Below are 25,493 nucleotides of genomic sequence, written 5' to 3' on the forward strand. Positions count from 1 at the left end.
AAACCTGAACGCAGTGACCTTACCGCGCCTCAATGGCTTTTACAAAATTACGGGTGATGACTTGCGGCCTCGTAATAATCGACCCCACCACAACGCTGTAGCAGCCGAGCTCCAGCACTCTCGCCGCTTTCTCCGGCGTATTGATATTGCCTTCGGCAATGACCGGAGTCTTGCTTTTTCTAAGGATTTCCCGAATGATTTCGAAATCATTGTTTTCAATTCTCATTCCCTCGCTCTGTTTTGTATAGCCCACCAGTGTTGTCCCGATAAAATCAAAGCCAATGGCCGCGGCGTGCAGGGCCTCCTCAACGGTCGAGCAGTCCGCCATGAACATCTGGTTTGGATATTGCTCTCTGGCTGTCTTAAAAAATTGATCCAAAGTTATCTTTCCCGGTCTCAGGTTAACCGTTGCGTCCATAGCGATGATCTCTGCCCTGGCTTCTGCCAGCTCCTTCACTTCCGCCATGGTGGGCGTAATGTAAACCTCGCTGTCAGCATAATTTTTTTTGACAATTCCAATCACTGGCAGATCTACGTTTTTCTTTATCTCAGTAATGTCGGCCTTTGTGTTCGCGCGGATCCCCCTCGCGCCACCTTCCTCTGCTGCTTTGGCCATCCGTCCCATAATAAATGAGGAATGCAGCGGCTCGTCGGGCAGGGCCTGGCATGAAACGATTAAATGATTCTGTATATCCATTTTAAAACTCCTGTTCCTTTGTACTTCTTGCTGTTGAAACCAGTATATTCTCTTTGATCTTTATTTTCAATATTTATTTATTTTTAGAAAGTTCTTTCTTATTTATGTCTGAAATCCTTTAATATTAAAATCTAAACGTTTTCTTTTGAAAGTTCTTACTAAAATTTTTCTTCCGTTGAAATTTTTCTTTATCCTACCTATAATGGACACAACAAACAAAACAAGTTAACCAGAAAGGCAAAACACAATGAAAATATATTCTGCGGAAAATTATGAAGATTTAAGCCGAAAAGCGGCAAATATTGTTTCGGCACAGATTATCATGAAACCTGACTGTACCCTTGGACTGGCCACTGGTTCAACCCCTGAGGGGCTGTATGCCCAGCTGGTGGAATGGTATAAAAAAGGTGACCTGGATTTTTCCGGGGTGCGCTCGATCAACCTGGATGAATATAAGGGCCTTGCCGGCAGCCATCCCCAGAGCTACCGTTATTTTATGGACAGCCACCTGTTTGACCACGTCAATATCAAAAAAGAAAACACCCACCTGCCAAACGGCATGGAGACCGATACCCACAAAGAATGTCTGCGCTACAACGCTCTTCTTGCAGAGTCCGGCGGCATTGATCTCCAGCTCCTTGGCCTCGGACGCAATGGACATATCGGCTTTAACGAACCCGGCGAAGCCTTTGAAAAAGAGACCCACTGTGTCGCGCTGACCGAAAGTACCCTCCAGGCCAACGCACGCTATTTTGAAAGTCCTCAGACAATGCCGCGCCATGCCTATACGCTGGGAATTAAAGCTATCATGCAGGCTCACTGTATCCTGATGGTCGTCAGCGGGCCAGCGAAAGCCGAGGCCCTTTGCAAAAGCCTTTATGGTCCCATCACGCCACAGGTTCCGGCATCCATTTTACAGCTCCATAACCATTTGATAGTCGTAGCGGACAGAGCGGCCTTGTCCATTATTAACGAGGTCCAGAGATGATTCTAAAGAACGCTTTGATCTATACGCCGGAAAATACCTTTAAAAAAGGGGATTTGGCAGTAAACGGCAGCGTGATCTCTGAGCCTGCTGCCGGGGATTCTAAAATTTTTGATGCCTCCGGCCTCTACGCCATTCCCGGGCTCACCGATATCCACCTTCACGGCTGCATGGGCCATGATTTCTGTGACGCCGCCGAAGATACTCTTGAGGCCATAGCGGCTTACCAGGCACGCAGTGGTGTGACAGGCTTTGTGCCTGCCTCCATGACCTTTTCTGAAAAAAAGCTGTCTGGCATTTTCGAAAACGCTGCCCACCAAGAGCAGGAAGCCGGCGCCATGCTTTTGGGCGTCAACATGGAAGGGCCTTTTCTCGCCGAAAAAAAGAAAGGCGCACAAAACGCCCGTTATCTTATGCCGCCGGATATCCCGATGTTCCGCCGGCTGAACGCCATCTCAGGCGGCCGTATCAAGCTGGTCACCCTGGCGCCTGAGCTTGCCGGCGCCTCTGAGTTCATCACTGCCCTGAAAGATGAAACCGTCATTTCACTCGGCCACACCGAAGCCTCTTTTGAGACAGCCTCCAATGCCTTTGATCTGGGGGCCTCCCATGTAACGCACCTCTTTAACGCCATGCCGCCCTTTAACCACCGGGAGCCTGGGCTCATCGGCGCGGCCTTTGACCATCCCGGCGTTACGGCCGAGCTCATCTGCGATGGTGTTCACGTCGCCCCGGCTATGGTCCGGGCGGCTTTCAGGCTTTTCTCAGCCGAACGCATTGTTCTCATCAGCGACAGCATGCGGGCCACAGGTCTGGACGACGGCGACTATACTCTCGGCGGACAGTCTGTACATGTCCACGGAAACCGGGCAACCCTCGCGGACGGCACTTTGGCAGGCTCAGTTACCAATCTTATGGACTGTCTGAGAAACGCTGTGGCCTTTGGCATTCCTCTGGCAGACGCGGTACAGGCTGCGGCTGTCAATCCGGTGCGCGTCATCGGTGAGTCTGACCGTCTGGGCAGTCTGGAACCCGGCAAGCTCGCCAATATGGTGTTGCTTGATAAAAGCCTGAATGTTGTGAAAGTTTTTATCAAGGGAAAATCCATGGTATGAAAAAGCCCCGGTCAGGACTGCTCTTGGCAGCCTTGACCGGGGTCTCTGTTTTTTATTACTCTATTCCGCTGAGTAGTAATTCAGCTTATCTCTGAGCTCGGACTCTGGTCTCAAACCAACCAGGGTCTCTACCACCTCACCGTTCTTGAACAGCTTCATGGTCGGGACACTCATGACACGGTATTCTGTGGCCAGGGCGCTGTTTTCATCAATATCAACCTTGACGATCTTTACTTTGCCGCTCATTTCCTCAGACAGCTTGTCCACAATGGGTGTTAAAGCCTTACAGGGTCCGCACCAGGTCGCGAAAAAGTCGACCAGGACAACGCCTTTATGATCTAAAACTTCACTCTTAAACTCGCTTGAATTTACTTTCTTTGCCATTTTAATGCCTCCTATAAATTTTTAATCTGCTGTGCCAGCGCATCCAGCTCTGCGACAGCTTTTTTATTTTCAAGTGCCGGCGTCTCATCGGTGTGGGAAATCTCCACAAAGCCCATGGGTACGGCGTTCAGATTTTTCAAATACCATTCCAGCGTGTACTCCATGCCTTTGAACTGGTGCCCGTAGGCCGGGGCGCCGCCCACTCCGATAAAAATGATTTTCTTATTTGGAATATGGGAGTGATCCTCCAGATTATAGATCATCTGAGTCCGGTCAATAACAGTTTTCAGCTTGGAGGGAAACGCGGTAAAGTACACAGGGCTTGCAATGACCAACAGATCACAGTCCATAAAATCGTCGTAGATCCATGTCATATCATCGTCCTTGATCACACACTCGCCCTGATGGGGAATGCAGTAATCACAGCCCTTGCAGTGCTCCACATGCACCTTGTTTACATTGATGAGTCGGAGCTCGTTATCCTCCCGGATCTGCTCCAGAAAATAATTCAGTATTTTACTGGTGTGGCCATTATTCCGATGGCTTCCCATAATCGCGGTAATTTTCATTCTTTTCTCCTCGTCCTGTTGGTAACTCTATCCTAAACCCTTTAACAGGAAATGTCAATATGACTTCCCGCTTCGGTTTTTTCCACAATAATTTTGGTATCAATACGGTCCTTGAGCTCTTCGACGTGAGAGATGATGCCCACGGTACGGCCGTCATTTTTGATGGACAGCAGACAGCTGATGGCATTATCAAGGGCCTCTGGGTCCAGGGTGGCAAAACCTTCATCAATAAAAATCGTATCCAGTGAAATGCCGCCTGCGTAGGACTGAACAATATCCGAAAGTCCGAGGGCCATGGACAGTGCCGCCATAAAGGTTTCCCCGCCCGACAGGGTGTTGGCGCTGCGGCGCAGCCCGGTATAGGCATCGACCACCTCGATTTCAAGGCCGCGGTTGCCGGATTGCTTGAAGTCACCCATGACCTCCAAGCGGTAGCGTCCTGAGGACATTCTTTCCAGAAAAACATTGGCGCTTTCCAGAATATCCTGCAAATACGCAGACAGGATATACCGCTCAAAGCTGATCTTTGGCTTTCCTGCCAAGGTTCCCTTAATGGTCTGGTCCAGATGGGTGTAAATTCCCTGAAGGCGCTCGACCTCTTTCAGTTCCTGTACCAATCCCTCTATTTTCCCGATCTGCTGACGGTTCTGGGTGATCTTTTCATTCAGAAGCGTTATCTCCCGGCGGCAGCCTTCAATCTGCGCTTCCAGTGCCTGCTGGTCTTCACGGTAACGCGTAAGCTCAACGGGTTTCTTATCCCTGAGCCCGTCCTCAAGCTCCTGCACCCTTTCGGCAGTGCTTTTGAGGTTAAACCGGTACTGCTCCAGCCCGGCTTCCATTGTCTGGATCGCTTCATCACTCATGTTATGGCAGCCCGCATAGATTTCCGATGTAAGCCCCGCATCTCTGAGGGCTCTGCTGTAGTCTTCACTCTGCTTGATTTCTTCCTCGGCGGCCTTTTCCAAAGCCTGACTGCCATTTTTGAAGTTGGCTGCCTGTACGGCTTCCTCCTGCAGCAGCTTCTGGTGGTTGGCCTGAATGTTATCTTTATACCCCTTCTTTTCAGCGATTAACGCACTGGTATTGCGCTCAAAGCTTTCAACTTTTTTCAAAAACGCCTTTGGGTTTTCCATTTCGGGCGGAAATCTTAAAGCCTCCGCCAGATTTGTTATCTGTTCCTCCATCTGGGAGAGCTGCCCGCGCAGCAGCCCAGTTTCTTCCCGGGCTTCCCTCAGCTGTCCCTCCAATGCCCCGTAGCTTTCCAGCTGAGTTTTCAGTTTCTTTGCCACAGACTCCAGGCCGCCTTTTTCCTTCTGCCTGGCCTTGAGCTCCTTCTCAGCATTCTGACATCTGGCGTGCAGAACCTCAAAGCTCTCCTCCAGATGCTTTTGCAGTCTGGTCACTTCCGCTTTATCTGGAAGCACATTATCCACGGTATCCATCATTTCCGCAAGTCGGCCTGAAAGCTCTTTCTGGCGTGTCTCGATTTCTTTGCGCTGCAGGGTACCCTCATTTTTCAGGGAGCCGCTTTTAATTTTGAGTGTATTCAAAGCCTCTGTCATCTCGGCCAGAGCCGACGCATCGACAGACTCCTGGAGCTCGGCCTTCCGGGGATGGTGGACGCTGCCGCACACCGGGCAGGGCTGTCCCTCCTCAAGCCCTGCGGCCAGTCCCGCGGCGGTTTGCTGCCGCTGCTTCTCAATTAAAGCCTGACAGGCGGCCTCCTGTACCTTGATGCGGTTCTGGTTTTCCTTCCATTCCTTTCTCAGGGCTGTAATCCGGCGCTCACGGTTTTCGATGACACTGTAAATTTCCAGAGCCTCCTCCACCCGCTTCTGCCGGCTAGTCAGATTTTCCAGCTCATGGCCGCTTCGCTGAAAAGCTTTTTCCAGCTCGAATATTTCCTTATCCAGCGTGTAGCTCTCATGCTCCAGCTTTTTTAAGGACTCACTGTCTTCCTGCTGGCGTTTTCCTTTTTCCTCGAGCTGTGCCAGCTCCCCGCTTCGTCTTTGTAATCCAGTGTGCTTTTCCTCAAAAGCACGCAGGCTTTCGGACAGCCTCTTTTCAATGTCGAGCTTTTCCTGAAGCTGCTCAACAACCGCGCTGTATGCGGGTGCGCTGACTGCCTCGTATTCTGCTTTTGATTTTTCAAGGTCTTTCTGACAGCTTTCCAGCCGCTCTTTAATCATTTCAAGCTCTGCCGCTGCCCCTTCCTTCTTGCGGTAGGCCCGGTTCCAGGCTTCCTCATAGGGTTTGACCGACAGTGCTTTCTTTGACAGGGCCAGGGCCTCTTCTCTTTCCCGGATAACATCCTGCTCATCCTGCAGCGCCTTCAGGCGTTTCCTTTGGTTTTCCAGCTGTTCAAACCGGCTGTTAATCTGCTCGCCGGCGGTCAGAGTGATGCGCAGCTGCTCCAGTGACCGGACAGCCTCTTTCTCCTGTTCTGCCAGCGCATCAATTTTGGCCGTGTCAGCCTCGATTTCTTTCCGGGTTAAATCCAGCACGTAATCCATGGTTTTATCATTCTGTGTCAGGGTGTCCGCAAGCTCGGAGTCTCCGCCGCATTTGATGTGCTGGCGCTCCGTTTCCATCTCAACGCTTAAGTCATTGTGGCGTCCTCGGATTTCCCGCAGGCCTGAGGCTACCTTATCCTTGAGGTTATTGTACAAATCCATCCGAAAAATACTTTTTAAGAGCTCAACCCGTTCCTCCTCCTTTGCTTTCAAAAGACGGCTGAACTCCCCCTGAGGCAGCATGACAATCTGGCGGAACTGGTTGGCATTGATGCCGAGGATTTCCTGGATCTTTTCTCCCACCTCAGCTACTGAGGCGGAAATCAGTTTTTCCTCACTACCCGCTATCTCGTACAGCGCCGCCTCGTGCTTTTGCCGGGCAGTGCCCTGTCCGCGCTCTTTTTTCCGATCCTGCTCAGGGATTCGCCTGATACGATAGGTCTTTTCCCGCAGCTCAAAGGTAAAATCCACCCACATCATTTCCAGCGGATCGCCAAACTGGCTTTTCATCTCTCTTGACTGCCGGAAAGTATTGCTGCCCTCGCCGTACAGCGCGTAACACAGCCCGTCAAAAATAGTGGTTTTCCCACTGCCGGTGGGGCCGGTAATCAGAAAAAGTTCCTTGTCCAGCTTTGTAAAATCAATCTGCTCCTCCATAAAAGGGCCAAAATGGTGCATGTAAAGGGCAATGGGTTTCATCTTTCTTCCTCCATGGTGGTCTCAAGCAGCTCCGTAATCACTGCCTGCTCGTCCGCCTGCATGGCCTCTCCGTTGACAAAGGCGTAAAAATCCTCGAACAGCTTCAGCGGGTCCTGTATCCGCTCCTTGATACGGCGGCTGCTCTTCTGAGCCTCGGTTTTCTCCCGTTTCTCATAGGCCATCTCCAGCACATTCGGATAAACCCTGCGGAGCTTGTCCATTGGGTTTACCAGCCGCTCCTGATCCTCCAGAATCACCTTCAGGTAATCTTCCCGGCCTTCGGCTTCATAGGCCTCAAGGGCCGTCAGTTCTTCAAGTCTTCCGTGGATGACGCGCAGGTCACGCAGCGGCTTAAAGCTCACCGGCTCCAGACTCAGCGCGCCCTTTTCACCAAGCTCCACCAGCGTCACGGATTTTTTCTGATTCCACTCCGAAAAGGAATATTTCAGCAGAGACCCTGAGTAGCGCACCTTGTCCCACAGCACCTTCTGCGGCCTGTGCAGATGCCCCAGTGCTACATAGTCAAAGGCCTCGAAGATCTCGGCGCAGGCGTACTCAATGCCGCCGATCTCAATGGGCCTGACTGAATCGTCAATGGTCTGAATATCCGCCATATTACCTAAAATCAAGCCGTGAGAGACCAGAACGTTACGTTTGGATGTATCCATACGCCCGGTGATCTCAGCGGTAATCTCCCGGTACATCTCATCGTAGCCCATGGGCTTTTCAAGCTTCATCAGGCTCCGGTATTCCACCGGCTTGATGAAAGGCACACTCCAGAAACAGACCTCGCCCCAGTCATCGCTCAGTGTCACAGGCTCCTGCCCCGGCAGATAATTTCCCGCGATATGGAGTCCCTGCTTTTCAAGAATACCACCATTCATGGCCAGCCGCTCACGACCGTCGTGGTTGCCGCCGATGAGCAGAACCGGTATCCCCAGCCTGAGAATAATTTCAGAAAGTACTGTGTCCACCAGCCCCAGCGCCTCCCTGGAAGGGACCGACCGGTCATAGATATCGCCGGCGACTAAAAGGATGTCCGGCCGCTCCCGGTCAAGCCAGGTGAGCAGCTGTGTGAGCAGAGCCTCCTGATCCTCCAGCAGGCTTTTTTCATTGAGTGTCCGGCCAATATGCCAGTCTGAGGTGTGTAGTATTTTCATGATCGTTCTCCTTTATGACAAGTATAGCGGATTCAGGCAAAAAACACAAAAGCCGGAGTAAGAATACTCCGGCTGGTTTGTAAAAATTTTGAAAGAGGGTAACTTGTTTACGTCATTATCATACTGCTTTTTGCTTAATTACCCCTTAAGCTTTTTTGGCGTTTTTGTTCTGGCTGACCACGCTTTTCAATGCCTTGTGAAATTTGGAAGAGCACTGGATTTTGGCGCCGCGTACCTGGTCTCCCTCCCGGTAGAGTACCACATACTTGGCTTTATTCTCAATCCGGGCAACGGTATAATTCTTAACCTTGCCGTTAATCCCCTTAAAGGCATCTTCCGGCACCACATCAAACATTGCCTTGACCGGAATATCTGCAACTTCCTTGCGCCAGAAAAAGATTTTCCGCTCAATATTCAGGCTCTGATGCGTCAGCAGCATAAAGAACCCGGTGGTAATAAACCTGAGAATCACGACAAACACTACAATCATCACGATCAGAGCCGCGATACCGATCCCTGTTTTTAAAGCGTAGTCATCCATCTGGCTGATGGAGCGGTTATAAATAAATACATAGGCCACGACAAACAGCCCGATAAGTATCATGCCAATGGCGCTGAACTCACGGCTGCGGACCTCTTCTCTTGCTTTAACTGCCATAATAATCTCCCTTGATAATCGATTCTTTTCAATTATCATACCCGATTTAGGGAAGTTTTGCAAGGCCGTCAGAAACCGCAAAAAATAAAAAATCCCCGGCAATCCAGGGACTTATTCAAAAGCCTTAATTAAGCTTCCGGTGAAAATTCATCTTTGCTGACGCCGCATTCCGGGCAAACCCAATCTTCCGGCAGATCAGCGAAAGCTGTTCCAGGAGCTACACCATTATCAGGATCACCTACAGCGGGATCATAAACATAACCACAGATATCACATACATATTTTTGCATTTTTTTCTCCTCCTTCGAAGGTCTAGAATTTATTTATCTTGTATATACCCCGGAGAATTTGATTTTAAACTCCGTTACCGCAATTATAACGAAATTTTCGCTATTTTTCAATGGAAACTTAAATATTTCGGGATTTTAAGGTATAATAGTTTTCGACACCTGTCATCGGAGGCACTTATGCAAAAAATAAAACCCTATCTGGCTATTTCTTACACCCTGGTTTTCTGGGGCATTTCTTTTATCAGTACAAAAATCTGTCTTCAGGCTTTTTCGGTATACGCTTTAATTTTCGGACGCTTTGCCATTGCGGCGATCATTCTGTTTCTGGTCAAGCGAAAGCTCGAACCAGAGCAGCGGCTTCTGAAAAAGGATCTTCCCCGTGTTTTAATCGCAGGGCTTATCGGCTTTACAGGCTATTATGTGTTTGAGGCGGTGGGTGTAGACCTGACCGGAGCCTCCATGGCCTCTATTTTATTGAGTCTTGTGCCGATTTTCTGCATGCTCATTGACACGGTAATTCTTAAACGGCGGTTTACTTTCATAAAGGCAGGTGCTGTGGCCTTTTCCGTAGTGGGCGTTATCATGATTGTGGGGCTTTCTGAGATTGAGATCAACCCCTGGGGATGCGGCGCCATGATTTTATCAGGCCTTGGCTGGCTTTTATATAATTATTTGGCCAAGCCTCTTTACAGCCGTTATACAGGGCTGGATATCACCACCTACCTCTCGGCCTGCATTGCGGGAGTTACACTGCCGCTGGCCTTCGCCTTCCCACCGGACTTCAGCCTTTTTACCGGAGAGATCATCATCAATTTCCTGTTTTTGGCTGTACTGGTCTCCGCCACGGCCAACCTCACCTATATGTATGCCTTGCGGAGCATCCCTATTCTTACTGTGACCATCCTCGTCAATTTTGTGCCGGTCGTCACCATTGTCTTCAGCGCCCTGGTACTCGGTGAGACATTCACGGCGCTGCAGCTGCTCGGCGCGGCTCTGGTGATTGCATCAGTCTGTCTGACCGCACTGCCGGAAAAGCCTTCGGGCAATTCTGAAGATGAAATCGAACCTGAAGGCTGATTTCATTTTTGAATTTTTTTAACTTTAAATTTTATTTTCTTCCGGAGAGCGCGCTGCGTTTTCCGGCTTTATATTTAGCTTTTCATCTCCTGTAAATATCTCTGTCCTTCCTTATTATATATAGGGCAAACCATTTTCTTTCAAAAAGATTTATTCTATTTTTCGTAAAATATTGTAAATTTTAAAATAGAAATCTAAAAACATGGATAAAAATCTTCATATTTCATCTTTGAAATCCTTTAAAATTTATTTTTACAAAAAATGGCTGATTCTAGCCATTCCTTCGCTTTTGATTTTTTGGCACGGGACTTGCGTTATATAAAGGCATAAGAAAAAACATATAATGATCATGGAGGGTAATGATTATGACACGTAACTTTTATTCCAATTTATTCACTCGCAAAGAGGACATCGAACTCATTCACGACAAAAGCTTGTATCTGCTCGCAAATAAGGGGATTTTATTTGATAACGAAGAAGCACGCGATATTTTAGCAAAAGCAGGCTGTAAGGTAGACGGCAAGATCGTTTATATCGACAAAGACCTGGTCGAAAAATGTGTGGCTCTGGTTCCAAAGACCTTTGATATGTATTCAAGGGGTATGAAATTCACAACAGGTGTTGGTCAGGAAATGATGGTTCAGTCTTCACTGGGTCCAGTCAATGTTCTGGATAATGGCGAATACCGCAAGGCCAACGCTGAAGATTATATCAACTTTATTAAAATTCATCAGGACAGCGACATCATGCACCTGATCGACGCGGACATCGTCGTGCCAAACGATATTCCGACTAAGATCCATACCGAATGGACAACACTGGCAAACTTGAAATATTCTGATAAATTAATCGGTGGTCACAATGGTACCAAGGAACGCTGTGAAAAATTCATCAAGCTGGTTCAGGACTTCAATGACGACCACGAACACTGCCAGACCATTACTCTGGCCACCAACTCCGCTCCATTTGCATGGAACAAGGAAATGTGTGATACCATCATCACCTACGCCAGAATGGGCCAGGCCCTGGTTATCACAGGCGTTGGCTTAGCCGGCATGACTTCTCCGCCGACCCTGGCTTCCACCACTGTTCAGAACAATACCGAACTGCTGGCCGGTCTCGTATTGTCTCAGCTTGTTCAGCCAGGCGCACCGGTTATCTACCAGTTAAGCTCTCTTGAATGTGACTTGAGATACTCTCTGTGCGTATGTGGCGGACCTGAAACCTTCCAGTCCTTCTGTACCATGCGTGAACTGGCAGACTTCTACGGACTGCCTTGCCGTGCCAACGGCTGTCTCGCAGACGCCAAACAGGACGACTACCAGAGCGGCGCTGAATCCATGCTGATCTGCTTATCCGGCTATATGGTAGAACCTGAACAATTATACATGCTCGGCGGTATCTTAGATTCCTACGGTGCTTTAGGCTATGAAAAATATATGCTCGATGAACAAACTGCCCGCATTGTCAAACATCTCTTAAAGGGAACCACCATCAATGACCAGACACTCATGATGGACAAAATGGAAAAAGTTGAACACAAAACAAACTATATCGCCCGTACCAATAAGCTGTATAAGGCGGACTACTTCCTGCCACCACTGTACAACCGTCAATCCATCGGCAACTGGGAAGCTGCTGGCAGTCCAACTGTACAGGAACTTGCACGCAAAGCCTGGCAGGACCGCGTAGCCAACTACGAACTGCCAACCAAGCTCGAAGCATTCCAGGAAAAAATGATTGCAGATTTGATTCCTGAAGAATTCAGATTCTAAATTCCTTAACGAATTAACTAACCCATTTTATTAGTGCAAAATAGGGATTCGGCAATACCAGAACTTATTTTGCACTAATTTTTTATCAAGGAGAGAGGAGACCTATGATGAATAAAAGTGTTATCAATAAGGACGATTTAAGCAAATTCAGAACCATGCTGATTGTTTTCCTGGTCAGCTTCGGCTCGGCCGTTCTTTTTCAGATTATTTACTTCCGTTTTTCGTTTTATGACACCATGATGACAAGCCTGAACATCAACAACGCCCAGCTCGGCGCCACCGGTGGTATTTACGGCCTGGTCGCCACGATCTGCTATCTTCCGGGAGGGATTATCGCAGATAAGATCCGGGCAAAATATCTTGCAGCTGTTGGTTTTTTCACCACCGCTGCCGTTATCTGCTGGTTCGCGACGCTTCCGTCCTACACCAGCATCATGATCATTTTTGGCCTTCTCGGCGTTACCAGTACCCTTATTTTCTGGGGTATCCGTTATAAGCTGATCCGCCTGGTCAGCGATGACAGCACCTATTCGCGAAACATTGGCCTGAGCTACGGGATTTATGGCGTCGGCGGCCTGCTTTTGGGCTTTGTCTCTCAGCAGATTTTCAACGCCTTTGTATCTGACTCCGCGGCTGGCTTTATTGTTGTCTTGATTGTCAGCGCTATTTTAAATGTTATTTTTGGTATCGCCACCTTGCTTTTTGTTCCAAAATTCGACGATGAAATCAAAGAGGGACAGGGCTTTAACCTCAATGAATTTAAAGAAGCCATCAAGCATCCTGGTGTCTGGCTGACCACTGCGTCCATGTTCTTTGTCTACTGCGCCTATGCCGCAATGGCCTACACCACACCATATCTGACTGACGTCTTTGGCGCTTCCATGGGTATTACCTCAACCGTTGGCATGATCCGTACATATGGTATCGCCCTGCTCTCTGCGCCCATCATCGGCAGTATTGCCACAAAAATCAATTCACCGGCCAAGGTACTCATTTTGATCATGGCCTTAACCGCTGTGTGCTCAGCTATTCTGATCTTCCTGCCAACCACAGCCGCTATGCTGATGATCGCCATCATACTTATTCTGGCGGTTGGTTTCTTCCTGACCGGCGCTTATGGCGTTGCGTCCTCACAGTTCACTGAGTCTGGTGTTCCCACTACCATCTTCGGTGCCGCTACAGGTATCCTGTCGGTTATCGCCTTTATTCCGGATATGTTTGTACCAGTTATCACTGGTAACTGGCTGGATCAGCATCCGGGTATGCTTGGCTATCAGATGAGCTTTGGATGTTTCCTGATCGCAGCTTCCATCATCGCGGTACTCTGCTCGGTGGCTATCCGTATCTATGTTAAGAAAAAGAATATTCAACCTGAAGATAAATAGCATACACCTGCGCGGGGAGGCTACGGCCTTCCCGCAAAAATATAAAATAGCCTGTTTACCATAATTTATCCGTTAAATCATTGGACTAAACCATCAAATCGTAGTAAGATACAATTATCTTACGAATGCTAATGTGTGATTGTGAAAGACAGAAGGGGGCGGACTTATGAAAAAATTTAAAATCGACAAATGGGCTATTATTATTACGCTGATCATTGTACTGGCGCTCAGTATCTACATTGTACTCCTGCCGGAGCAGGCAACTGCAACGCTCAATAACCTGCGCGTTTTTACAACATCCAAAATGGGGTTTTACTTTGTTTTGATTACCATCGGTATTTTTGCTGTAAACATCAGTCTTGCCTTCTCTAAATATGGAAACATTAAACTCGGCAAGGGCGACCCAAATTACAAAACCTTTAGCTGGATTGCCATGATCTTTTGTGCCACCATGGGGACCAGTATTCTGTACTGGGCCACACTGGAATGGGTTTATTATTATACCGGTCCGCCAATGGGGCTGGACCCGCAGAGTATGGCAGCCGCGGAGGTTGCCGTATCCTACAGTTTTTTCCATTGGGGTATTCCGGCCTGGGGGATCTATGCCATTGGCACAATCCCCATTGCTTACCGCTACTACATCCGCCAGAAAGACGGCCTTTCTCTGGCCGGTGGCTGTGAAGGGGTTACGGGCGGAAAGCCTGTCTGGAATAAAATCATCAATATCGTTTTTATTTTTGGTATTGTATCCGGCATTATCATCAGCTTTGGAACAGGGATTCCAATGCTGGTCAATAATCTGCACAACAGCGTTGGAACGCCAGATACCTTCATCATGCAGGTAATCATGGTGGTGGTCGTCACTTTTATTTTTACGCTCAGCTCATATGCCGGCCTTGACAAAGGGATGAAATTCTGTTCAGATTCTACAACATACCTCTTTTTTATCCTTCTGGCTTTTGTATTTATCTTCGGGAACCCTTTATTCCAGATTGAAAATACCATTAAAAGCCTCGGACTTATGATTAACAACTTTGTCCCGATGATCTTTGAGACAGAACCTATTGTTAAAACTGGATTCACCGCAGACTGGACGGTCTTTTACTGGGCCTGGTGGATTACACTGGCGCCCTGGATGTGGATTTTTATCGCAAAAATCTCCAAGGGCCGCACCATCAAGCAGGTCGTTCTCACCATATCCCTGGCCGGTCTCATCAGCACCGTACTCTTCTTTGGTATTCTTTCAAACTACGGCTTGAATTTACAGCTGACCGGACAGTTTGACTTTGTCTCCATTCTGCAGAACCAGAGTCCTGAGCAGGTCATCTCCTCGGCTATTATGGCACTTCCGCTCGGCAAAATTGTGCTCTTTGTCTGGTTTATCGTCGGTCTTATGCTGCTGGTCACTACGCTGGACTCTGCTGTGTTCACACTGGCGGCTGCCTCAGTTACCAACCTGAAAACTGATGAGATACCGCCCAAGAGCCTGAAGCTTTTCTGGGCTGTCATCATCGCTGCGATTCCGCTGTGCCTGATGTTTGCCAAGGCTCCGCTGGATTCGCTGAAATCGACCATTATCATCACAGCGATTCCGGTTTCCATCACGCTGATTTTCTGCATCATTTCCATTTTTAAATGGCTGAAGCAGGATTACGGTGACATGACAAGAGATGAAATCACCCGCAAGGAAAAGGAAACGGTTCCAGACTTCCCTGAAAAAGAACCGCTCTCCCCGAGTTCATGTGAAAAAGCAAGTGTGATCGATGCGTTGAATGAACACGAGTGATTTTTATAAAGCCTGGATGTTTTTATAGCATCCAGGCTTTATTAGTAACTTTAATGAAGGAGCATTGGACAAAACACCAAAAATATAGTAAAATAATAATACCTTGCGAATGTAAAGATTTTCCTAGCTAGCTTATCTTTGCATATCAAAGGAGGTATAAACCCATGAAAAAATATAAAATTGACAAATGGGCAATCATTATCACTCTGGCACTGGTTGCTGTCTTCAGTGTGTATATCATACTGATGCCCACAGCAGCGACGGAAATTCTGAATAATATTCGAATTTTCATTACAACCAAGATGGGCGTTTACTTTATTGTAATCACCATCGGTATCTTCGTCTTTAACTTCGCCGTTGCTTTTTCCAAATTTGGGAATATCAAGCTCGGCAAGGATAAGCCGGAGTACAAAACCTTCAGCTGGATCGCCATGATCTTCTGCGCAACGATGGGTGCTGCGCTTTTGTACTGGGCCGTTCTCGAATGGGTCTATTACTACATCACGCCGCCCCAGAGCATTACACCCGAGAGCATCGCTGCCGCGCAGGTCGCTGTATCCTACAACTTTTTCCACTGGGGCGTTCCCGCCTGGGGAATCTATGCCATTGGCACCATTCCTCTGGCCTACCGTTTTTATGTCCGCAGACAGGAGGGCCTCTCACTGGCAAACGGCTGTGAAGGTGTTACCGGCGGCCGGCCAATCTGGAATAAGATCATTAACATTATTTTTATTTTTGGAATCGTTTCAGGTATTATTTTAACCTTTGGAACAGGGGTTCCAATGCTGGTCAACAATCTGCACACCAGTCTCGGCACACCCGATAACTTTATTATGCAGGTCGTTATGGTGGTCGCAGTCACCATATTCTTTACCGCCAGTTCCTATGCAGGGCTTGAAAAGGGAATGAAATTCTGTTCAGACTCCACCATTTACCTGTGTTTCTTTTTACTGGCTTATGTTTTTATTTTTGGCGGGCCTCAATTCCAGCTTGAAAATACCATCAAGAGCTTTGGGATGATGCTCTCTAATTTTGTGCCCATGATCACCGAAACTGAGCCCATTATCAAAACTGGTTTTACAGCAGACTGGACCGTTTTTTACTGGGCCTGGTGGATTACCCTGGCTCCCTGGATGTGGATCTTCATTGCCAAAATCTCCAAGGGGCGTACCATCAAAGAGGTTATCCTGAGCATCACTGGCGCAGGTATGCTCAGCACACTTCTGTTCTTTGGTGTATTGTCCAACTACGGACTCCAGCTGCAGCTTACCGGCTCCTTTAACTTTGTCGAAATCCTCCAGACCCAGAGTCCGGAACAGGTTATTTCAACGGTTATCGCGGCCCTGCCACTCGGGAAAATCATCCTGCTTGTATGGTTTCTCACTGGCACCATGCTGCTCATCACCACTCTGGATTCCGCTGTCTTTACTCTGTCCGCGGCTTCCATCAAAAATATTAAGGATGACGAAATCCCACCGAACCATCTCAAACTGTTCTGGGCCATTGTCATTTCCGCGATTCCGCTGTGTCTCATGTTTGCAAAGGCGCCGCTGGATTCTCTTAAATCGGCCATTATTATATCAGCGCTCCCGGTGTCTGTAACGCTCATCCTCTGTGTTGTATCTCTGTATAAATGGATGAGAAAGGACTTTGGAAGCCTGACGCGGGCGCAGATTATTGAAAAGGAAAAAGACCCCACACCAGATTTTGAACCGGGTGATTTTACCTTACCACATGCTGACAAAAAATAAAAAAAGGCAAAGTAAGCGATCTGTCTCAGAACGCCTTGCTTTGCCTCTTTTTTATTTTAATGCTGATATTTTTTTAATAAACACTTAATCTAAATTCTCTATTTTTTCATTAAATCCTTACAGTATTCACTTACCAGCCGAAAAGCCTTGGAATGGCTGATGTCCAGATCTTCAGCGACCTTTTTCATGTTTCTGTGTTTTTTATAGGACTCACGGATCAGCTGTTTCCCAACGCTTTCCAGAATATAATCATAGCTTTCCTTATAGGTCTCCTCTACCATGGCCGTACCCTCGATCATAAATTCTGGCAGCTCTTTCGGCGCAACCGGGCCGCTGGTGGACAGAAGAACCGTCCGCTCAATGAGATTCTTCAGCTGCCGGATATTTCCCGGCCAGTCGTAGGCAATAAGGATCGCCATGGACTTGGGAGAAAAATCAATGTCTTTTCCATATTTTTTATTATATTTTTTCAGAAAATAGGCTGTCAAAGGAAGAATATCTTCCCGGCGCTCCCTGAGAGCAGGAATCTCAATATTGATGGTGTTGATCCGCCAGTACAGGTCTGAGCGGAACTTCTTTTCCGAGACCAGTTTTTCGAGGTTGGCGTTGGTAGCCGCCACAATACGGATATCCACATGTTTCATTTCACTTCCGCCCACCTGGATAAAGCGCTTGTTTTCCAGAACGTCCAGCAGCTTGGCCTGAAGCCCCGGGGCCATCTCACCGATTTCATCAAGGAACAGCGTGCCACCATCGGCCAGTTCCACAAGGCCGACCTTCCCCTTGGCGCTGGCTCCTGTAAAGGCATGGGGCGCATAACCGAATAATTCCGATTCCAGAAGGTTTTCCGGTATCGTGGCACAGTTAATAGCCCAGAACGGCTTTGAGGCCCTCAGGCTCGTTTTATGCACATATTCGGCAATCAGTGTCTTACCTACCCCCGACTCTCCGGTTAAAAGAATCGGGACGCCGGACTCTGAAACTTTTTTGATGGTCAGCAGAATCTTGCAGAAAATATAGCTCTGACCGACAATCTCATCATCGTCCTTGCCGTCCTCAGCCTCTATTGTGTGGGTTTTGCTCCTGCTCCCGGCTTTACTCTTTTCACCGTCCAGCTTTCGCCAGGTCATGTCATATTTTTCAGGGATTTCATTGGCAATGGTCACGACCATTTCAATCTCCCCATCCTTATCAAAAATGGGCGTGAGCACCGTTGAAACGCTTTTTCCAATGAGCAGATAGTTCTGCTCCGCAAAAACAGTCCGTTTTTCCCCGACACACTTTTCCAGAGCCGTTGGCGTCCACTTCCCTTTTCTGAAAGAGTAGTTATTCTGACCGATCATCTCTTTCGGGTCTACCCCATAATGGCGGATGGAATTGGGATTAACATAAATAATCTTCCCTTCTTTGTCCATCACATATACATCCGATGAACAGTTTTCCAGAATTTTAATATAGACGTCCACCGGAATGGAACGGAGATATTCCAGGTACTCCTCATCAATTCCAAATTCTTTGTTTATTTTTCCCATAAGGCACCTCTGTTGTCTTCTGAATCCTCTCAAACGCTATACGGTTTCAATAGAAGTATTATATCATAGAAAGGCCCGTTTTTTCTACCTAAAATCACAGCCTGGCTGTTTTTATAAGAATACTTTCCGGGCTCTTAAAAAGGTGGGGACAGTGATAAAGAACAGATAAAAGACTGCCCCGGTCCAGGCAATGGCAGCGGGCCCCAGCATTTCCGCAAAAAAGCTTTTCAGGGGCAGAGATACCGCCGCGAAAACCAGATACATGACCACCTGAAAACGGATAATTTTGGCGCCGTTGAGTACCATAAAAAAGGGACTTGTAAAAGACAGCAGTACCTGCATCAGACACATCCCCAGCAGCGTCCCGTAGGATACAGCAACTGCCCCGCCAGACAAAATATCCAGCACTGGCTTTGCAAACAACAGGCACCCGACCGACGCCGATGCTGAAAACAGCAGAGATATCCAGACGACTTTGCGGGTCGCCTTTTTTACCCAGTCATAGTCGCCCCGGCTCAGTGCTTCGCCGTTTGCTGTCCACATGGGTGTGCTGAGCATCAGCGTCACTGTGCTGATCATGCCTGCAATTTTATATTGCAGGGCATAAGGAGTCACCGCATCCATTCCGGCAGCCTTTCCCACCAGGTAATTGTCCAGAGACAGGCTCAGGGCTGTCAAAACAGACAGGACAAAAAAAGCAAGTCCGGTTTGCAGCAGCCTTTTCGATATCTGTGAATCAAAAAAGCGGAGTGACGGGCGGAGCCCGGGCTGTTGAAAACCGTAGTACACAAAGGAGTTTAAAATCGCAGTAACCACCGTCACAGAAGATACCGCACCAATCATAACCACCGGTCCCAGATTAATCTTTGCCACAAGCAGTACCAGTAAAAGCCCCAGACAGCTTCCAGCACACTGCCATAAATGGTAGCGGTATCCCTCCTGAAGAGCCAGCTGTGTCCGCTGGATTAAAGACGCGGGAATATTGATAATAGTCGGCACCACAATCACAAACAGCACACAGCCTGCCATCTGTGCACCTTCACCATCCTGGACGTTTAACACCGCGGGCCAGTCCACAAAGGGATACGCCAGCCCCCAAAAAACGGACATCAGGAATGCCACACCTGCCAGCATGACATAGACGCTTGTTATAATCTTTCGGTTGACTTCCCCATCCCCAAAAGTTGCAGCACGGCTTAACTCTGTCTGCAGACCGCTTCCAAGCCCCAGATCCGCAAAGGAAAACATGGCAAAAAACGAGGTGGCCGCATTCCATAAGCCGTAGAGCTCTATCCCCAGATAATCCAGAGTGATCCGAACTGTAATCAGGGGGATCAATGTCATAAAAACTTTGGATACCGCTGCTGCTCCGGCGGTCAGAATAACACCGCGCTGCCTTTTTTGTTTTATTTCCGCCTCAGAACAGCTTTCCTTTTTTCCAAAAAACAATCTTACAATTCCCTCTATCCGGCTCACGCCATCACCTCATCTCATTTTCCATTACCGCCAGCCATTGATCCCGGATCACCGCTGGATCAAAAAGGCACTGGGCCATTTCTTTTGATTTCTGCCCCATTATGCGCCGTTCCTCCTCTGAGGTTCCAGCTATTTTCATGAGTGCCTCTGCCATTGACGGCACTTCATGGGGATCGCACAAGATCCCGTTGCCGTTCACAATAACCCTGTAGTCTGAGACGAAGCTCATGACAATGGGTTTCCCAAGGCACATCCCCTCGCAGATTACATTAGGCAGGCCTTCAGCCTTGCTGAAAAGTGCGACCGCATCTGCCTCAGCCATCCTTTCATAAATAAACGGCGTCTCGCTGTGGAGATGGATTGTTTTTTCCAGACCATAATCTATAATCTTTTTATCCGCGTTGCGGTAGGTCTGATCATCTCCCCGTATGGCTTCTTTTCTGCCATACCAGTCAATTCTCAGCTTTTTCCGGACAGCTTCTGGCAGAGTGTGGACCGCCTCGATCACCCCGACCACATTTTTTATTGGCTGATAACTTGCGGCGACCAAAAGCCGGACAACCTCCTGCTCCTCAGAAGACCTTTTCTGACTGTATCCGGTCAGGCTCACGGGATTATAGATTACCTTCAGCTTATCGGCATAATCCGGGTAATGCCTGAGCCACATACCGCGCGCCCTCTCTGAATTGCAGATTTTAGCGTCTGTTCTGCGCTCGAGTCGGTTTGCCACCTTTCTTTTGAACGACTGGAAAGTTTGCTCCCGGCTGCTGCTTTCCGTTGTGATCAGCTTCCAGCCCGTTGACTTTATCTTTGCCAGACAGGCCAGAGCATTAGGGGACTCCATCACAGAAATCACCACGTCACCGTCAAAATTCCTGAGAAAACGGATGATCTGTAAAAATTTAAAAACCTTGGAGGGGACGCTGATTTTTGTCACAGGAATTTCGGCTTCATCCAAAGTTTTTTTGAAAAAATCACCCTCGCTGTAAGTCAGGAAGGAGATCTGATGCCCCGCTTTTCTGAACAGCACCGCCAAATTCGTGAAGCGCCGCTGGGCGCCGCCAGACCCCAGGTTATCGATAAAGCATAAAATTTTCATTCGTTAAACCTCCTCAGCAGATGGCCTCCCCGATACACTTCTTCCAGATTTTTAAAACCCGCTCCGGACGGTAGCGCTTTGATCTGCTCAGAGCCTCCTTCCCCATCTTTTCCCGAAGTTCGCTGTCTTGGCATAATAATAAAGCTTTCTTCATAAATTCCTGCTGGTCGCCCGGCTGTACGGCAAAACCGCCTGCCCCCACTAAGTCTCTGATGCCCTCATGGCATTCAAAAACTACTGAGGGCAGTCCCACAGCCATGGCTTCCCCAAGAGCATTGGGAAATCCCTCCTGCTCTGAGGTCATCAGATAGATATCATTCTTTACAAGCTCAGCATAAGGGTTGCTGGTCTTTCCTCTCAGCAGCACCGTGTCCTCCAGTCCATAGCGGATGACCAGCCCCTGCAGGTATTTTCTTTCCCTCCCCTCTCCGTAAATATTCAGCTGTGTCCGGGGATTATGGTCATGAATTTTTTTAAAACACTCAATCATCGTATCAAGCCCTTTGACCGGGACAAGGCGGGCGCAGGAGGCGAAGTGGATAACCGGAGTATCCTCCTGTCTCCGGTAATCTTTGACCGCCGAGGCCGCCTGTATGATATTCGGCGTCACCACTGTTTTATGCCTGAAGCGGCCTTTATCAAAATCCCGGAAATGTTCAAACTGTACCGTCACACGGGAGGCTCTGCAGTAGGCAAGCCGCATCAGAAGCCGCCACATGCCTTCAGGTATCCGGGCTTTTATATTATGCCTTTCCGAGGCGATCACCGGTATCTTTTTCCCAAGCAGAGCAAAAACAGCCAGTATACTGTTGTTGGTGATGAAGGAGACCACCGCGTCAAAATCCTCAGCCGCCACCGTTCTCCGGATAAAAACCATGGCTCTCAGAAGATTCAGAACCCTTGATTTTAGGTTTGCCGCACGGTTTTCAAAACATTTAATCCCACTCAGGTTATACCGGGGACGCGACTTTACCCAGAGCGGCAACAGGCTCACGTCAAGACCCTGCTTTTTTCCATTCAATGCCAGCAGCTGCGCCATATTTCCCGCGCCGCCACTGTAATCATCCACGATAATTAACAGCCTCATTTTTTACCTCTTTTCCATCAGCTTAAGCAGCGGAGCCGCGTAAGCCGCTGGCGAAAAAAGCACCTTTGCTTTTTCCCGGGCCGCTTCTTTTATCTCTTTAATACGGTTCTGCTCCATGCCCGCAACCTTTTCCAACATCGCTTCAAGCTCCTCCAGACCCGCGATGACAAAACCCTCCCGGCCATTCACCAGCAGCTGCTCCGGCCCGGATACATCGTTGCAGATCATCGCTGTGCCGCTGCTCATGCACTCAGCCATTTTGGTGGAAAATCCTGCCCGGGCATAACGTTTGGCTTTTCTAAGCAGCACACAGAAATCCGCCCGATATCCAAGGAGAAGGGCCTCCTCGCGGCTGACTCTGCCATGAGCAAAAATGCCCAGTTCACTGTAGCTTCCATGTTTCCATACCACTTTCAGGTACTCCTCTCCCACACCCGCGATGTCCAGCCGAAACCGCAGCTTTTTCCGGTTAAGGTGTTCCACCGCCTCAAACAGCGGCACCAGCAGATCCTTCTCCCCGGGTGAGCCCGTATAAACCAGATTGATAACCGGATGTGTGTAATAATGGTACTTAACAGCTGTTTGCTGGCCGCTGCCCTGCATAAGCGGAGGAATAAAAATGGTTTTCATGCCTTTTCTGCGGTAATAATCATATAAAAAAGGGCTCACCGCTATCACTCCGTCGAGACAGCGTTTGTCCAGCCTCCGTATTCGGTGGCCGACCATCAAAGGCATCAGCCGCTCGCCAATTTTACCTCTGCTTCGCGGCGCATACCACTCGGTAATGTCCCCGATAAGCTGGACGCTCTGCTGCGCGCAGTATTTTCTCAGTCTCCAGGTCAGCGGGCCGGGGTCATTGTACAAAACAAACACATCATATCCTTCGGCACACTGGTGTTTTTTCACCCGGCGGCAGAGCCTTTCGGCGGTGACCAGCTCAGCAAGGTTTCTGAATCTGCCTCTTTCAGAGGGCTCTGGCACAAAATAGCGAAAGCCCTGATAGCTGTAAACCCGGTCTCCGGTCTGCTGGTCATGTCCATGGTTCGCCGCACCTTCGGCAGCCACAGGGTCCGCGCAGAGAAAATTCACAATATATCCGTTTTTCTGAAGCAGGCGCGCCATTTGGAAAACACGAATCCCAGCCGCACTTTCGGGAAGTCCGCAGCGGATAATATATAAAATTTTATGGTCTGGCATCTGTTTTTGCTCCCTTCTCTGATTTTTTTCTTTTTTCCCGGTGAATAGCAAGGCACCGCCCGATAACGACTGCGATGGCCAGACATTTAATATCAAAGACCAGCATTGTATATACAGACAGCCCGCCGAGAGCGCACATCCACATGATAAGCACAAAGCTGTACCCCCGGATCAGCCGTTCCTTGTTGTAAAAAAGGCTGTTGTAAATCCCCATAACCAACAGCAGTACATAAGGCAGGCAAATGGAAATACCGTAACGCATCATCAAAAACAGGTAGCCGTTATCAATATAGCTGTAAAAGCCACCCATCGTCGGTGAGTAGTACTGAAAAGCATAACCCTGCCCGATGAGAAAGTCCTTCAGATTGGTCTGGGAAAAAAGCTCAATATATTGGAAAGACCGGGTATCCCGGTCGGTTTTTTCCATAAAAGTCTCAAACAGGTGCGGCTCAAAGTTTGCCACAAATGCAAAAGCCAGTCCTCCGATGACCACAGCTGCCCAGACGCCCCTGAACCGCCCCCGTTTCCCCTTCTGTGTCGTGATATAAGGGAACACCAACGTCCAGATAAGGCTTTGGATCACGTAGCTTCTGGCGTTAAACAGAAGCGCCAGCACCATACATATGGTCATCAGAAAACAAATGAAAGCTCTCTTTTTCCTTTTCTTAAAATAATCAATGCTGCCGATAACCACAAGCCAGAAGCCCTGGACATAAAGGATCAGGGCCGCTGTATTCCCCATAAGTCCAGAGGGGTGTTTACTAAGAAAAAGCAGATAGGAAATCAGGCTGGCCGCCAGAGAGAAAACACCCATGCGCAGGGCTATTCTGCTGAAGCTTCCATAGAGCTTGTCGTCCACACCTACCACCACTGCCAAAATGGTCAGATAGACCTCGGGCGTGGTCTCCGAGTACAAAACAGTCTTTGCCCCATAACGTATGAGGGTAATAAACGCCCAGCACACCACTGCCCCGGTCATGACCAGCAGCGCGGTCATTCCAAGCTCAGTCAGCTTCCGGATAATTTTGGGGTATTCCACCAAAAACAGTGTGATGAGCAGTGCCAGCGCCAGGTAATCCAGAGCGATGGTGACACCCCCAATCCTCGGCAGCTGCTGGAAGCCATAGGTGCTGTTTTCAATCAGTGTATAGCCCATCCCTGCGTAACTGTAAAGCTGCTTGATCATCAGAATAAAAAAGATCAGATAGACCATGGCTTTTCGTACCGGTATTTTCTTTGGCATTTACCGCCTCGCAGTCCTTTGTGAATTCTCGTGTCCGTCTTATATATGCTCCCTGTACCATTCAATGGTTTTCTCAATACCATCCTCAAAGCTGTAATCCGGATCATAGCTCAGCAATTCCCTGGCCGCTGTAATATCCGCACAGGAATGGCGAATATCTCCCGGACGCTCTGGTCCGTAAACCGGGGGCAGCTCCCGGTTCAAAAGTCCGCAGAGGGTATAATACAGCCTGTTCAGGCTGATCTGGCCGCCGCAGGCAATATTGTATGCGGCTCCGGCCGCTTCCTTCGGTGCCAGCATTCCCTTCAGGTTTGCCTCCACTGCGTTTTCAATATAGGTAAAATCTCTGGACTGGCTGCCGTCGCCATTGATCCGGGGTGCCTCGCCTGCCATCAGGCTTTTGACAAATTTCGGTATAACCGCAGCGTAAACGCCTTCAGGATTCTGGCGTTTTCCAAAAACATTAAAATAGCGGAATCCGATGGTTTCAAGGCCATAAAGCCTGGTGTATAGCCCTGCGTATTCCTCCGCCGTTTTCTTGGTCAGGGCATAGGGCGACAGGCAGTTTCCCATTTGGCTTTCTGTTTTAGGGAGTCTCTCCTCATCGCCGTAAACCGATGAGGACGAAGCATAAACAAAACGCCTGACGCCCTTCTGTCTTGCCGCCTCCAGCATATTCAGTGTTCCCTTGACATTGATGCCCTCGTAAAGCAGCGGCAGTTTGATGCTGCGGGGCACGCTGCCCCAAGCCGCCTGGTGCGAGACATAGTCTATTCCTCCACATGCCTCCAGACAGATGTCATAATCCTGAATATCCCCCTTTATAAACTCAAAGCCGGGATTATTAAAAAAGGGCCGGATATTTTCTTTACTTCCAGTTGACAGATCGTCCAGACAGCGGACAAAATAGCCCATGGAAAGCAGTGCCTCGCAGACAGCGGAGCCAATAAAGCCTGCCCCGCCTGTCACCAGAAAGCGACTTCCCTTCGGAAATATCAAATGCTTATATCCCATC

General features: G+C 48.6%; 21 protein-coding genes. 7 read left to right on the top strand and 14 right to left on the bottom strand.

Features of this window, described 5'->3' with window-relative positions; all coding sequences use genetic code 11:
• Nucleotides 1-19: 19 nt before the first annotated feature.
• Entirely contained in the window at nucleotides 20-697 is a 678-nt protein-coding gene (locus tag FYJ53_RS11355; RefSeq protein ID WP_013382770.1) for an N-acetylmannosamine-6-phosphate 2-epimerase, read from the bottom strand.
• 247 nt (nucleotides 698-944) lie between these two features.
• Between FYJ53_RS11355 and nagB the strand changes: the two genes are divergently transcribed.
• Nucleotides 945-1,685, top strand: coding sequence for a glucosamine-6-phosphate deaminase (gene nagB, locus FYJ53_RS11360; RefSeq protein WP_090411937.1), 741 nt, complete (start codon nucleotides 945-947; stop codon nucleotides 1,683-1,685).
• The gene (nagA, locus tag FYJ53_RS11365; RefSeq protein WP_013382773.1) at nucleotides 1,682-2,797 is read left to right on the top strand and encodes an N-acetylglucosamine-6-phosphate deacetylase; all 1,116 of its coding nucleotides are present in this window, start codon (nucleotides 1,682-1,684) and stop codon (nucleotides 2,795-2,797) included. Before nagB ends, nagA begins: the two co-directional genes overlap by 4 nt.
• Before the next feature lie 60 nt (nucleotides 2,798-2,857).
• On the opposite strand, the gene trxA is transcribed toward nagA, so the two are convergent.
• The 6 genes from trxA to rd form a co-directional block, all read right to left on the bottom strand.
• The gene (gene trxA / locus FYJ53_RS11370) at nucleotides 2,858-3,181 is read right to left on the bottom strand and encodes a thioredoxin (protein WP_013382774.1); all 324 of its coding nucleotides are present in this window, start codon (nucleotides 3,179-3,181) and stop codon (nucleotides 2,858-2,860) included.
• Between the two features lie 11 nt (nucleotides 3,182-3,192).
• Nucleotides 3,193-3,750, bottom strand: a complete 558-nt coding sequence (locus FYJ53_RS11375) for a flavodoxin family protein (RefSeq protein ID WP_148428384.1) — start codon at nucleotides 3,748-3,750, stop codon at nucleotides 3,193-3,195.
• A 41-nt stretch (nucleotides 3,751-3,791) separates the two neighbouring features.
• A complete protein-coding gene (locus FYJ53_RS11380; protein ID WP_148428386.1) occupies nucleotides 3,792-6,962 on the bottom strand; it encodes an AAA family ATPase in 3,171 nt (1,056 codons plus the stop codon).
• Nucleotides 6,959-8,122, bottom strand: a complete 1,164-nt coding sequence (locus FYJ53_RS11385) for an exonuclease SbcCD subunit D (protein WP_090411948.1) — start codon at nucleotides 8,120-8,122, stop codon at nucleotides 6,959-6,961. Before FYJ53_RS11385 ends, FYJ53_RS11380 begins: the two co-directional genes overlap by 4 nt.
• 145 nt (nucleotides 8,123-8,267) lie before the next feature.
• Nucleotides 8,268-8,780, bottom strand: coding sequence for a hypothetical protein (locus FYJ53_RS11390; protein WP_013382778.1), 513 nt, complete (start codon nucleotides 8,778-8,780; stop codon nucleotides 8,268-8,270).
• A 128-nt stretch (nucleotides 8,781-8,908) separates the two neighbouring features.
• On the bottom strand, nucleotides 8,909-9,070 hold the full coding sequence (gene rd / locus FYJ53_RS11395; protein WP_013382779.1) for a rubredoxin: 162 nt from the start codon (nucleotides 9,068-9,070) through the stop codon (nucleotides 8,909-8,911).
• A gap of 177 nt (nucleotides 9,071-9,247) precedes the next feature.
• Here rd and FYJ53_RS11400 point away from each other — a divergent pair, with 177 nt between their 5' ends.
• The 5 genes from FYJ53_RS11400 to FYJ53_RS11420 all read left to right on the top strand — a co-directional run bounded on the left by FYJ53_RS11400 (nucleotide 9,248) and on the right by FYJ53_RS11420 (nucleotide 16,844).
• Nucleotides 9,248-10,147 (top strand): DMT family transporter, encoded by a 900-nt coding sequence (locus FYJ53_RS11400; RefSeq protein WP_013382780.1) that lies wholly within the window; start codon nucleotides 9,248-9,250, stop codon nucleotides 10,145-10,147.
• 365 nt (nucleotides 10,148-10,512) lie between these two features.
• On the top strand, nucleotides 10,513-11,922 hold the full coding sequence (locus FYJ53_RS11405) for a trimethylamine methyltransferase family protein (protein ID WP_013382783.1): 1,410 nt from the start codon (nucleotides 10,513-10,515) through the stop codon (nucleotides 11,920-11,922).
• A 104-nt stretch (nucleotides 11,923-12,026) separates the two neighbouring features.
• A complete protein-coding gene (locus tag FYJ53_RS11410; RefSeq protein WP_123876106.1) occupies nucleotides 12,027-13,307 on the top strand; it encodes an MFS transporter in 1,281 nt (426 codons plus the stop codon).
• A 166-nt stretch (nucleotides 13,308-13,473) separates the two neighbouring features.
• Nucleotides 13,474-15,093 (top strand): BCCT family transporter, encoded by a 1,620-nt coding sequence (locus FYJ53_RS11415; RefSeq protein ID WP_013382785.1) that lies wholly within the window; start codon nucleotides 13,474-13,476, stop codon nucleotides 15,091-15,093.
• Nucleotides 15,094-15,257: 164 nt separating this feature from the next.
• Complete coding sequence (locus tag FYJ53_RS11420; protein ID WP_013382786.1) at nucleotides 15,258-16,844, top strand: BCCT family transporter; 1,587 nt, start codon at nucleotides 15,258-15,260, stop codon at nucleotides 16,842-16,844.
• Nucleotides 16,845-16,942: 98 nt separating this feature from the next.
• Here the strand turns inward: FYJ53_RS11420 and FYJ53_RS11425 are convergent, their stop codons facing one another.
• From FYJ53_RS11425 to FYJ53_RS11455, 7 genes are all read right to left on the bottom strand, one after another.
• The gene (locus FYJ53_RS11425) at nucleotides 16,943-18,376 is read right to left on the bottom strand and encodes a sigma-54-dependent Fis family transcriptional regulator (RefSeq protein ID WP_154557345.1); all 1,434 of its coding nucleotides are present in this window, start codon (nucleotides 18,374-18,376) and stop codon (nucleotides 16,943-16,945) included.
• Nucleotides 18,377-18,487: 111 nt separating this feature from the next.
• Nucleotides 18,488-19,852 carry a lipopolysaccharide biosynthesis protein gene (locus tag FYJ53_RS11430; protein WP_154557346.1) on the bottom strand — a complete coding sequence of 455 codons (1,365 nt, stop codon included), beginning with the start codon at nucleotides 19,850-19,852 and terminating at the stop codon, nucleotides 18,488-18,490.
• A gap of 4 nt (nucleotides 19,853-19,856) precedes the next feature.
• Complete coding sequence (locus FYJ53_RS11435) at nucleotides 19,857-20,951, bottom strand: glycosyltransferase (protein ID WP_148428392.1); 1,095 nt, start codon at nucleotides 20,949-20,951, stop codon at nucleotides 19,857-19,859.
• Nucleotides 20,952-20,964: 13 nt separating this feature from the next.
• On the bottom strand, nucleotides 20,965-22,038 hold the full coding sequence (locus tag FYJ53_RS11440) for a glycosyltransferase (protein WP_148428394.1): 1,074 nt from the start codon (nucleotides 22,036-22,038) through the stop codon (nucleotides 20,965-20,967).
• 3 nt (nucleotides 22,039-22,041) lie between these two features.
• Entirely contained in the window at nucleotides 22,042-23,235 is a 1,194-nt protein-coding gene (locus FYJ53_RS11445) for a glycosyltransferase (protein WP_148428396.1), read from the bottom strand.
• Nucleotides 23,222-24,478, bottom strand: coding sequence for a hypothetical protein (locus FYJ53_RS11450; protein WP_148428398.1), 1,257 nt, complete (start codon nucleotides 24,476-24,478; stop codon nucleotides 23,222-23,224). The genes FYJ53_RS11445 and FYJ53_RS11450 overlap by 14 nt, the downstream gene beginning before the upstream one ends.
• Nucleotides 24,479-24,517: 39 nt before the next feature.
• On the bottom strand, nucleotides 24,518-25,492 hold the full coding sequence (locus FYJ53_RS11455; RefSeq protein WP_090411974.1) for an SDR family oxidoreductase: 975 nt from the start codon (nucleotides 25,490-25,492) through the stop codon (nucleotides 24,518-24,520).
• Nucleotide 25,493 lies beyond the last annotated feature (1 nt).

Origin of the sequence: Eubacterium sp. BL-380-WT-2B (assembly GCF_009696115.1) — a bacterium.
Classification (GTDB): Bacteria; Bacillota; Clostridia; order Eubacteriales; family Eubacteriaceae; genus Eubacterium; species Eubacterium callanderi.

Excerpts from the sequence above, each read along its gene's own strand:
- FYJ53_RS11355 (WP_013382770.1), bottom strand. The coding sequence starts at position 697 with ATGGATATACAGAATCATTTAATCGTTTCATGCCAGGCCCTGCCCGAC.
- nagB (WP_090411937.1), top strand. The coding sequence starts at position 945 with ATGAAAATATATTCTGCGGAAAATTATGAAGATTTAAGCCGAAAAGCG.
- nagA (WP_013382773.1), top strand. The coding sequence starts at position 1,682 with ATGATTCTAAAGAACGCTTTGATCTATACGCCGGAAAATACCTTTAAA.
- trxA (WP_013382774.1), bottom strand. The coding sequence starts at position 3,181 with ATGGCAAAGAAAGTAAATTCAAGCGAGTTTAAGAGTGAAGTTTTAGAT.
- FYJ53_RS11375 (WP_148428384.1), bottom strand. The coding sequence starts at position 3,750 with ATGAAAATTACCGCGATTATGGGAAGCCATCGGAATAATGGCCACACC.
- FYJ53_RS11380 (WP_148428386.1), bottom strand. The coding sequence starts at position 6,962 with ATGAAACCCATTGCCCTTTACATGCACCATTTTGGCCCTTTTATGGAG.
- FYJ53_RS11385 (WP_090411948.1), bottom strand. The coding sequence starts at position 8,122 with ATGAAAATACTACACACCTCAGACTGGCATATTGGCCGGACACTCAAT.
- FYJ53_RS11390 (WP_013382778.1), bottom strand. The coding sequence starts at position 8,780 with ATGGCAGTTAAAGCAAGAGAAGAGGTCCGCAGCCGTGAGTTCAGCGCC.
- rd (WP_013382779.1), bottom strand. The coding sequence starts at position 9,070 with ATGCAAAAATATGTATGTGATATCTGTGGTTATGTTTATGATCCCGCT.
- FYJ53_RS11400 (WP_013382780.1), top strand. The coding sequence starts at position 9,248 with ATGCAAAAAATAAAACCCTATCTGGCTATTTCTTACACCCTGGTTTTC.
- FYJ53_RS11405 (WP_013382783.1), top strand. The coding sequence starts at position 10,513 with ATGACACGTAACTTTTATTCCAATTTATTCACTCGCAAAGAGGACATC.
- FYJ53_RS11410 (WP_123876106.1), top strand. The coding sequence starts at position 12,027 with ATGATGAATAAAAGTGTTATCAATAAGGACGATTTAAGCAAATTCAGA.
- FYJ53_RS11415 (WP_013382785.1), top strand. The coding sequence starts at position 13,474 with ATGAAAAAATTTAAAATCGACAAATGGGCTATTATTATTACGCTGATC.
- FYJ53_RS11420 (WP_013382786.1), top strand. The coding sequence starts at position 15,258 with ATGAAAAAATATAAAATTGACAAATGGGCAATCATTATCACTCTGGCA.
- FYJ53_RS11425 (WP_154557345.1), bottom strand. The coding sequence starts at position 18,376 with ATGGGAAAAATAAACAAAGAATTTGGAATTGATGAGGAGTACCTGGAA.
- FYJ53_RS11435 (WP_148428392.1), bottom strand. The coding sequence starts at position 20,951 with ATGAAAATTTTATGCTTTATCGATAACCTGGGGTCTGGCGGCGCCCAG.
- FYJ53_RS11440 (WP_148428394.1), bottom strand. The coding sequence starts at position 22,038 with ATGAGGCTGTTAATTATCGTGGATGATTACAGTGGCGGCGCGGGAAAT.
- FYJ53_RS11445 (WP_148428396.1), bottom strand. The coding sequence starts at position 23,235 with ATGCCAGACCATAAAATTTTATATATTATCCGCTGCGGACTTCCCGAA.
- FYJ53_RS11450 (WP_148428398.1), bottom strand. The coding sequence starts at position 24,478 with ATGCCAAAGAAAATACCGGTACGAAAAGCCATGGTCTATCTGATCTTT.
- FYJ53_RS11455 (WP_090411974.1), bottom strand. The coding sequence starts at position 25,492 with ATGGGATATAAGCATTTGATATTTCCGAAGGGAAGTCGCTTTCTGGTG.